Source organism: Halomonas sp. AOP43-A1-21 (genome assembly GCF_052376775.1).
Lineage (GTDB): Bacteria > Pseudomonadota > Gammaproteobacteria > Pseudomonadales > Halomonadaceae > Vreelandella > Vreelandella colorata.
Genome location: NZ_JBQSWC010000040.1, coordinates 36717 through 46040, shown reverse-complemented (window position 1 = coordinate 46040; position 9324 = coordinate 36717). Strand labels below are relative to the sequence as shown.

7 protein-coding genes and 1 pseudogene are annotated in these 9324 nt (G+C 52.4%); 5 read left to right on the top strand and 3 right to left on the bottom strand.

Annotation, left to right across the window (positions count from 1 at the left end; translation table 11 throughout):
• Positions 1–352: pseudogene (locus ACT3R7_RS18440) on the top strand (EAL and HDOD domain-containing protein); the annotation flags it as partial.
• Positions 353–452: 100 nt separating this feature from the next.
• Here ACT3R7_RS18440 and ACT3R7_RS18435 read toward each other — a convergent pair.
• Both ACT3R7_RS18435 and ACT3R7_RS18430 read right to left on the bottom strand, forming a co-directional pair.
• Positions 453–776 carry an HlyU family transcriptional regulator gene (locus tag ACT3R7_RS18435; protein ID WP_192537910.1) on the bottom strand — a complete coding sequence of 108 codons (324 nt, stop codon included), beginning with the start codon at positions 774–776 and terminating at the stop codon, positions 453–455.
• Positions 777–832: 56 nt separating this feature from the next.
• Positions 833–2053: an argininosuccinate synthase gene (locus ACT3R7_RS18430; RefSeq protein ID WP_018916025.1), complete on the bottom strand. Its 1221-nt coding sequence runs from the start codon at positions 2051–2053 to the stop codon at positions 833–835.
• Positions 2054–2265: 212 nt separating this feature from the next.
• Here ACT3R7_RS18430 and rnt point away from each other — a divergent pair, with 212 nt between their 5' ends.
• Both rnt and ACT3R7_RS18420 read left to right on the top strand, forming a co-directional pair.
• Positions 2266–2934, top strand: a complete 669-nt coding sequence (rnt, locus tag ACT3R7_RS18425) for a ribonuclease T (RefSeq protein WP_417419910.1) — start codon at positions 2266–2268, stop codon at positions 2932–2934.
• A 127-nt stretch (positions 2935–3061) separates the two neighbouring features.
• The gene (locus tag ACT3R7_RS18420; RefSeq protein WP_018916023.1) at positions 3062–4321 is read left to right on the top strand and encodes a 6-phosphofructokinase; all 1260 of its coding nucleotides are present in this window, start codon (positions 3062–3064) and stop codon (positions 4319–4321) included.
• A gap of 87 nt (positions 4322–4408) precedes the next feature.
• On the opposite strand, the gene ACT3R7_RS18415 is transcribed toward ACT3R7_RS18420, so the two are convergent.
• A complete protein-coding gene (locus tag ACT3R7_RS18415) occupies positions 4409–6127 on the bottom strand; it encodes a bifunctional protein-serine/threonine kinase/phosphatase (protein ID WP_192537911.1) in 1719 nt (572 codons plus the stop codon).
• Positions 6128–6381: 254 nt separating this feature from the next.
• Here ACT3R7_RS18415 and ppa point away from each other — a divergent pair, with 254 nt between their 5' ends.
• Positions 6382–6912: an inorganic diphosphatase gene (gene ppa, locus ACT3R7_RS18410; protein ID WP_018916021.1), complete on the top strand. Its 531-nt coding sequence runs from the start codon at positions 6382–6384 to the stop codon at positions 6910–6912.
• Positions 6913–7087: 175 nt separating this feature from the next.
• Entirely contained in the window at positions 7088–8998 is a 1911-nt protein-coding gene (gene dsbD / locus ACT3R7_RS18405) for a protein-disulfide reductase DsbD (RefSeq protein ID WP_192537912.1), read from the top strand.
• Positions 8999–9324: the final 326 nt, after the last annotated feature.

Here is a 9324-nt window from a genome sequence, read left to right as displayed (position 1 = left end):
CAATAGCCCAGCTAGTCGCTTGAACTTAATAAAAGCATTAACAAGAGCTTTTGCATGCGAGATAGTAGCTGAGCAAAGACATATTGATGAGCAAGAAAGCTTTATCACAGGCTTGTTCTCATTAATGCCCTCTATCTTAGAAATAGATTTAAAAGCAGTGTTAAAAGAAATTCATCTAGGCAAAAAAATTGAAAACGCCTTAAAGAAACAAGCAGGACCGCTTGGAGAGCTATTGAGAGACATCAAGATCGCAGAGACAAGCACTATGCCCAATGACTTCCCAGCAAATACGATGCTTAGAGCGGCTGCACAAGCAAGGGCACTGATTGATACTCACGCATCAACAACCTAAAGCTAGTATTTTAGGCAGTTAATGTTAACTAAAAGCGACACATCGAAAGCAATTAGCGTGACTACTTGATCATATCTTCAAGCAAGCCGTCATTTATTAACTAATGACTTGCCTGGCGGGGATCGGGTTCAAAAATAGCCTCGCCTACTTCATCAATGTAGCGCTGCGCTTTGGTCACCATCATGGCGTCGCAGGCATCGCGGCTGGGTAACATATCCGAGCGTTCAAAACGGTGTTCGCGGGGTTCTCCGCTATCGCTTGGCTGCTTGATCCATCCGCTGACGCGGTATTGGCCGCTTTGCTGATCGGGCTGAGAAATAATAAAAAAGCCTTTGTATTCCACCGGGTCAGCCGCGTTGACACCCGCGTTAGGGGCTCCGCTACCTTCACCGCCAAACAGACCTGAAAAGAGCTTCTTAAACATACTGGCTCCTAGCGTTATAAAAAAAGCGGCAGGACAACCTGCCGCCTTTAACGGGATTAGCTCTGCTGACGACCTTTGCCAGCAGCAATCCGCAAGCGTAAAGCATTAAGCTTAATAAAGCCTTCCGCGTCTTTCTGGTTGTAAGCACCGGCATCGTCTTCAAACGTTGCGATAGACTCATCGAACAAAGACTGCTCGGACTTACGCCCTACTACGGTAGCGTTGCCTTTGTAGAGCTTCATGCGCACAACGCCGGAGACGTTTTTCTGTGTCTCGTCGATAGCGGCTTGCAGCATGCGACGTTCAGGGCTCCACCAGTAGCCGTTGTAGATCACTTCGGCGTATTTCGGCATCAATTGATCTTTCAGGTGAGCCTCTTCGCGGTCCAGCGTCAGCGACTCGATCGCACGGTGAGCACGCAACATGATGGTGCCACCAGGAGTTTCATAACAGCCACGTGACTTCATGCCCACATAGCGGTTTTCTACGATATCCAGACGGCCAATGCCGTTGTCGCCGCCGACTTTGTTGAGTTTCTCAAGTACTTCGTGGGCTTTGAGAGCCTCACCGTCGATCGCGACGATATCGCCTTTCTCGAACGTCAGCTCAACATAGGTAGGTTGATCGGGTGCCGCTTCTGGCGACACGCTCCAACGCCACATATCGTCTTCGGCTTCGGCCCATGGGTCTTCCAGAATGCCGCCTTCGTAAGAGATATGCAGCAGGTTGGCGTCCATGGAGTACGGCGATTTTTTCTTCTTGTTGGAGAAGTCGACCGGGATATTGTGCTCTTCGCAGTAAGCCATCAGCTTTTCACGCGACGTCAGATCCCACTCGCGCCACGGCGCAATGACTTTAACGCCCGGCTTCAGCGCATAGCCGCCCAGCTCGAAACGCACCTGGTCGTTACCTTTACCCGTTGCACCGTGAGAAATGGCATCCGCGCCCGTTTCATTGGCAATTTCAATCAAGCGCTTGGCGATCAGCGGGCGTGCAATCGACGTACCCAGCAGGTATTCACCTTCGTAGATCGTGTTGGCACGGAACATGGGGAAGACGTAGTCACGTACAAACTCTTCACGCAGGTCTTCAATGTAAATTTCTTTAACACCCAGCGCCTGGGCCTTAGCACGGGCCGGCTCGACTTCTTCGCCTTGACCGATGTCGGCAGTAAAGGTCACTACCTCGCAGTTGTAGGTTTCCTGCAACCACTTAACGATTACGGATGTGTCCAGGCCGCCTGAATATGCCAGCACAACCTTTTTGACATCGGACATTCTTTGCTCCTTGTTTATGAAAGCAAGTTCACTAGAAAATGCAGCACCTAATTGCGTGCTGCATGTTGAAATAAACCCTGAGTATAGCGTTCTCTATGCCCAGCGAATACCGTCAACGACGCCTTAGCAAGAAAGCTGCTAGAATCACACCACTCAAGAGGCGGCTTGCCGCCCATTTTTGACCGATTACTCGCTTTACTAAGGAGAGCTGCATGAGCGAGGCAATTGCCCGCGAATTAATGGCCCAACGTTTTCGTAGTTATCTACCGGTTGTCATTGATTTAGAAACGGGTGGCTTTAATGCCCAAAGTGATGCCGTGCTTGAGATTGCAGCCGTCACGCTCACCATGGACCCAGAAGGCAATCTGCTGCCTGATGCGACCTATGCCTATCACATCAAACCGTTTGAAGGGGCCAATGTCGAGCAGTCCGCACTGGATTTTACCGGCATCAATCTTGATGACCCATTGCGGCGCCAGGTAGCGCTCAGTGAGTCTGAAGCATTAGGCGAAATTTTCCGGCCCATACGCAAATCGATAAAAGCGCACGGCTGCTCTCGGGCGATTTTGGTTGGCCATAATGCCGCCTTTGATCAAGGGTTTCTCAACGCGGCCGCTAAACGGTGCAACGTTAAGCGTAACCCCTTTCACCCTTTCTCGAGTTTTGATACCGCAACGCTTGCTGGCCTGGTCTATGGGCAGACGGTGCTGGCGCGGGCTTGCCGCGCAGCGGGCATCGAGTTTGATAATAAAGCGGCGCACTCTGCACGCTACGATACCGAGCGCACCGCAGAGCTATTTTGCGCCATGGTTAATCGTTATAAAGATTTGGGTGGCTGGCGTTTAGCCCAGCGTGAGCAAGATCTGGATGATGGCGAATAAGCCGTTCGTTGGATGCAGCCATTATCGCTTTACGCTAAACTTCGCCACCTTGAGGCACCGGTAGTGAACGTATTTAACACTTTCCGCGTGCTCCACTTTTTCGCTTTTCAAGAGATGAGACGTTTCAATGGCTCAGCATAATGCCTTTTACGCCCAGTCAGGCGGCGTTACCGCCGTTATTAACGCTAGCGCCTGTGGCGTTATCGAAGCTTGCCGTCAGGCGCCCGAGCAAATTGGCAAAGTGTATGCCGGTCATAACGGCATCATTGGCGCGTTGACTGAAGATCTTATCGATGTAAGCCAGGAAAGTGACGAATCGATCGCTGCGCTACGCCATACGCCAGGCGGCGCATTCGGTTCTTGCCGCTACAAGCTGAAAGATATCGACACGCACCGTACGCAGTACGAGCGTCTGATCGAGGTTTTTAAAGCCCACGATATTCGCTACTTCTTCTATAACGGTGGCGGCGACAGTGCCGATACCTGCCTGAAGATTTCCCAGCTGTCTGAAAAACTGGGTTATCCGCTGACCGCCATCCATGTGCCTAAAACCGTGGATAACGATCTGCCGATTACCGATAACAGCCCGGGCTTTGGTAGCGTTGCCAAATATATTGCCACCTCTACCCGCGAAGCGTCGCTGGATATCGCGTCCATGTGCGCAACGTCTACTAAAGTATTCGTGCTTGAAGTGATGGGCCGCCATGCTGGCTGGATCGCTGCCGCAGGCGGGCTTGCCGGGGAAGGTGAAGGCGAGCCGCCACATTTGATTATTTTCCCCGAAATTGCCTTCAATCGTAAAGCGGTGATGGCGCGTGTAGAAGAAAGCGTTAAGCAGAACGGTTACTGCGTGATTGTGGTATCCGAAGGCGCGCGCTACGAAGACGGCACTTTCCTGGCCGATGCGGGTAATACCGATGCCTTTGGCCATCGCCAGTTGGGCGGTGTTGCCCCCACGCTAGCCGGTATGATCAAGCAAGACCTGGGCTATAAGTACCACTGGGCCGTCGCAGACTATTTACAGCGTGCAGCACGCCATCTGGCATCTAAAACCGACGTTGAACAGGCCTATGCGGTCGGCCGTGAAGCCGTGACGCTGGCCCTTGCCGGTAAAAACTCGATGATGCCGGCGATTCGGCGTGTTTCTCAATCGCCTTACCAGTGGGATGTCATTTCCGCACCGCTTTCGCAGATTGCCAACCAGGAAAAGTTTATGCCGCGTGACTTTATCAGCGAAAGCGGTTTTGCGATTACCCAGGCGTGTCGTGACTACCTCTCGCCGCTGATTCAAGGCGAAGACTTCCCGCCGTTTGAGAACGGTTTGCCCAAAGTGGCTAAGCTCAAGCTTGCCAAAGTGGAACAAAAACTCCCCACTTTCACGCTGTAAGCCAAGCGTATACCAAAACGGGCGATGATTATTTCATCGCCCGTTTTTTATGGTCAGCTATTTTATAACCGTTTTAATATAGCGGCCCTAACGTAGCAGCCACGACAGCACGAGCAGTAACAGCAATACGCCAGCGACCCCCTGCCAGAAATGACGCCGAGGCTCCGTGCGGGGTTCATCCCGGGCGGGTAAACGACCAAGCGGCACACGCAGCGCATGTAAAAATTCCGATAGCCGCCTAAAGCGCAGCGCTCGCTGAGGATCCAGTGCGCGTCTTAACGCTTCATCTAACTCAATGGATATTTCAGGGTTCTGGGCACGTGAGCTGCGGTAACTAAGTTCTTCTAAATCCGTATGACTGCGCAATTTGTTAGGCGTGAATTGATACGGCAACGCCCCGGTCAACAACCAATAAGCGGTTGAGGCTAGCGAGTACTGATCGCTGCGGCGTCCAACGCTGTCGCCTAGCGCATACTCAGGCGCGGTATGCTCGTTAAAACCAATTTGGCGCAGCAACTCTCCCGATTGACGGTGGCCATCCGCTTCACGCATATGACATGCGCTAAAATCATTCAGAATCAGCTTCCCATGCGTATCAATCAAGATATTATCCGGGGTAATTTGTTGATGGATAATATCCCGGTGATGCAGTGCCTGAACGGCTTTGCCCAGCTGATTGGCAATATCGAGCCGCTGGACAAGGCTTGCCTGGGGATGCCTTTCGGCCCACTGGCGAAGCGTCTCGCCTTCCACATGCTGCATTAGATAATAAAGATAGCGCCGCGGCCTTGAAGGCTTTATCACTTTGACAATGAAGGGTGAGTTAACCCGCTCCACAATCCATTGCTGAAGTAGAAAATGCTCCAGATAAGCATTACGCAGTGAAAGCTCGGGGCTTGGCGCCTTCATGACCATTTCCCGCTCCGTATGCACATCCCGTACGCGGTAAACCCGAGACTGCGCATTACGTGAAAGCACTTCAATGACTTCCAGACCATCCAAGCGTTCACCGGGGGCAAGCTCGGGCGGAATCGGTAAGTCGCCGTAAATCAGGCTTGGGTCATCCGGCGACTCTTCGGGAAGCTCATCAATACGCACCAGTTGAAAGCAAAACTGTTCTCCACCGTAGCCACGCTCCTGGGCACGCTGTTTGGCTTCACTGGCCAAGCGCTCGCAGGCAGCATCCAGGTCACTGGCATCCTGGCGAATCAGTCTCACGTAATCTGAGGGCAGCAGCGTGCCGCGCACACCCCGCGTGGTAAATAGAAAAATATCGCCTTGCTTGAGCCCTAGATGGGTGTAATCAATATCCACACTGCCATCCATTCCCAGCGCCCGGGATGGGTAGTGATAGCCGCCGATGTCGGTGACATGATCACGGCTCAGCTGCTCAAACTCAGCGCCACGCAGTCGAAAGACCAGTGTATCGCCCATATGAAACAGATGGGCTTCGCGCTGACGGAAGACCATGACCGACATGGAGGAAACAAAGCCGCCCTCTTTTACATGTTGGCTTTGGCTATAGCACCAGCTGTTCAATGCCCGTAGCACACGAGTTGCCGATGTTTTTGTATCCCAATGGTCGGGCGTGGAAAAGTAGTCTGCCAAAAACCCCCGCACGCTTAAGTCGCCCGCCTGCTTGGCCAGCGTATTGCGTGACACGGAGTCGCTGATAACCGCACAGCCCCCTTTAACTTTCAGTATCGGCGCATCAGGGAAACGCACCGACATGGAGCTGCGATGCAAGCGCCTATCAGGAGCCACAAACGCTTGACCATAACTGATTAGCAACTGGGCATGCCCCACTCATCCTCCTTGGCTAGCCGCTCAGCATAAATTTCTCAGCCGCTATGATACACGCAACGACTTCAATGCGATGCCCAACTAACGTCACGTTTGCACTGATAAACATGATGCGTCGCTGGCACTTGCACGGTGATACGCCCCTAGCACTATGTTGCATTGGCAATCGTTGAGTCATCTTCGTATAATTCCCGCCTATTCGTGCAACGCATCAATTGCTTAGCCACTGCATCACCCAAGGACTTAAGGACTCAACGATGAACTTCGATAACATCCCTGCTGGAAAGGATTTGCCGAACGATATTTACGTGGCGATCGAGATTCCTGCGAACCACGCTCCTATCAAATATGAAATCGATAAAGACATGGGCGCGCTGCTGGTTGACCGCTTCATGGCTACGCCGATGTTCTACCCCGCCAACTATGGTTTTATCCCGCACACACTGGCGGATGATGGCGATGCGCTAGACGCGCTGGTGGTTACTCCTCACCCGGTAGCGCCTGGCAGCATTATCCGTGCGCGCCCCATCGGCATCCTGAACATGACCGATGAAGCGGGCGAAGATGCCAAGCTTGTGTGCGTACCGCACCCTAAACTCAGCACGCTTTATGATGACATTCAAGAAGTTACCGACCTGCCTGAGCTACTGCGTCAGCAAATTGCACACTTCTTTGAGAACTACAAAGACCTTGAAAAAGGCAAGTGGGTAAAAGTTGAATCCTGGGAAGGCGTCGAAGCCGCACGCAAAGCCATTGAGAAATCAGCGGCTGCTTACCAAAAGGCATAAAGTGAACTAACGCTCACGTTTTGTCTCTATTAAGAAGGCCGCCCTCAAGGCGGCCTTCTTATTATGCCAAGCCAACGTTTTTTTATCGTGCTGCTGCCCTATTAAAGTGTCCGGTTTTCCCTGCGCGAGATCTATGCAGGTGCTTATCCCGTCACACCGCCGTTAAGGATGTATCGTGTTATCCATCAAACGCTTAAGTTCGCTCTTGCTTCTCTGTTGCCTGCCCCTGGTTGCCCAAGCACAGTGGTTTTCATCTAGCAGTGAAGATGCGTTTTTACCGGTGATGGAGGCGTTTCAGTCCAGCGCCTGGCACGATGGCGAAACGCTTTATGTGGGTATGCAGATTACTCAGGGCTACTACCTTTACCGGCATCAGTTTGCTGTTGAAAGCCAGACGCCGTCGGTAACGCTGGGTGGCTCCGTTCTGCCGGAAGGCACATTTACCACCGACGAATTTTTCGGCGACGTTTACACGTTCCGTGATCAGGTAGTATTCGAAACGCCTCTGGAAAGTGCCTATTCAGGCCCTATTGATATTGCACTCACCTTTCAGGGATGTGCCGATGCCGGGCTTTGCTATCCTCCAGAACGCGTAGACCTTCAGGCGGCAGAATCAGAACCGCCCGCCCAATATGCTGATTGGCTAAGCGAGAATACCAGCCAAGCTGCTGGCAGCGTAAAGTCTGGCAACACGTCAGACCCCGACATGGCCAGTTCATTCTCAAGCTCTGCTTCAAGTTCTGTTTCAAGTTCTGTTTCAAACCCATCTATAGGCACACCACAAAGTGCCGATAGCCGCTTTAGCACGCTTTTAAGCGAGGCAAGCCTGCCATTGGCATTAGGGCTATTTTTTCTTGCAGGGCTTGGTCTTACGTTTACACCCTGTGTACTACCCATGATTCCGATACTTTCCTCTATTATCGTAGGCCAGAATCCGACCAGACCGCGTGCTTTTGTACTTTCGGCAAGCTACGTACTGGGTATGGCCGTCACTTACGCGGTCGTAGGCGTGCTGATGGGGCTTTTTGGGGCTGGACTGAATCTACAGGCGCGCCTTCAGTCGGCACCGGTATTAATTACGTTTGCTGTTTTATTTACGCTATTTGCACTGGCCATGTTTGGCGCCTTCGAGCTGCGCTTTTCACAACGGCTCACTAATCGTATTGATGCTTGGCAGGCACGCGCCCAAAAAAGCGGCCCTGGCGGTCTGGCTTTAGCGGGGGCACTTTCCGTTTTAGTAGTATCTCCCTGTGTAACGGCCCCTTTGGCGGGGGCGCTGGTGTTTATTTCCTCAACGGGCGATGCCGTTATTGGCGGCGCGGTATTGTTTGCCTTAGGCCTAGGGATGGGCTTGCCGCTGTTGCTCGTCGGCACATTTGGCGTAACACTGCTACCCCGCACAGGCGCTTGGATGAATGGCGTTAAAACCGCCTTTGGCCTGTTGCTGCTGGGTGTCGCGGTCTGGATGATCGAGCGCTTGGTTGCAGGGCCTATCGGGCTATTACTTTGGGCGGCCCTGGCTATTGGCAGCGCGCTGGTGCTTGGCGCTTTAACGTTAAACCAGCGAGCAGGCTGGTCACGTGCTCGACAAACGCTAGGGCTAATGCTGCTGGCCTGGGGAGTCGCCTTAGTGCTGGGCGCAGCCCAGGGCAATAATAACCCCCTGCGCCCGTTAAGCGCCTCAAGCACATCTGAGGCAAGCGCCAACAGAGCGCTCACATTTGAAGAAGTGGGTAGCTTGGACGAGCTGCAGTCAGCACTTGCCCAAGCAGACAACGCTAACCGCCCCGCATTTGTTCATTTCACTGCTGAATGGTGCATCTCATGCAAGGTGATGGAGCGTGATGTTTACCCAGACCCACGTGTTGTGGCTGCCCTGGACGGCTTTACGCTGATTTCAGTCGATGTGACTGATACCACTGCGCAGAGCCGACAGCTGCTGAATCAATACCAGCTCTTTGGCCCGCCAAGTCTACTGTTCTTTAATCAAGGTAATGAGATACGCACAGCGCGCATTCAGGGGGAAGCCACCGCCAATGAGCTTGCCGAACATCTTTCGTCCTTAAAGCAGTGGCTATCGAACTAAAAATATAATCCTTCTGCTTTTGTCTTTGTAGTACTCGGCTCGCGCTAACCATAGGACGGTTATCGCTAAACAACGGCTAAGCTGCTTAGGCCGATAAGGACGGTAGTGGCATGGCGGTCCATCGGACAAGCGCTGGACATGCACTTGTTTTTTCGGCAAACTCCGCTTCCATATTAGTTAAATTCTCAATTTTTTAGCTGTAGAAGGGGTAACGTTCGCTAACATGCAGCGTTCTCTTGTTTTCTTTAATTGGTTTACTGCGCGCCGAACATGCCACATTTCGCTTTACGTTCAGCGTAGCCAGCTCGCAACCTTCAGACATTAAT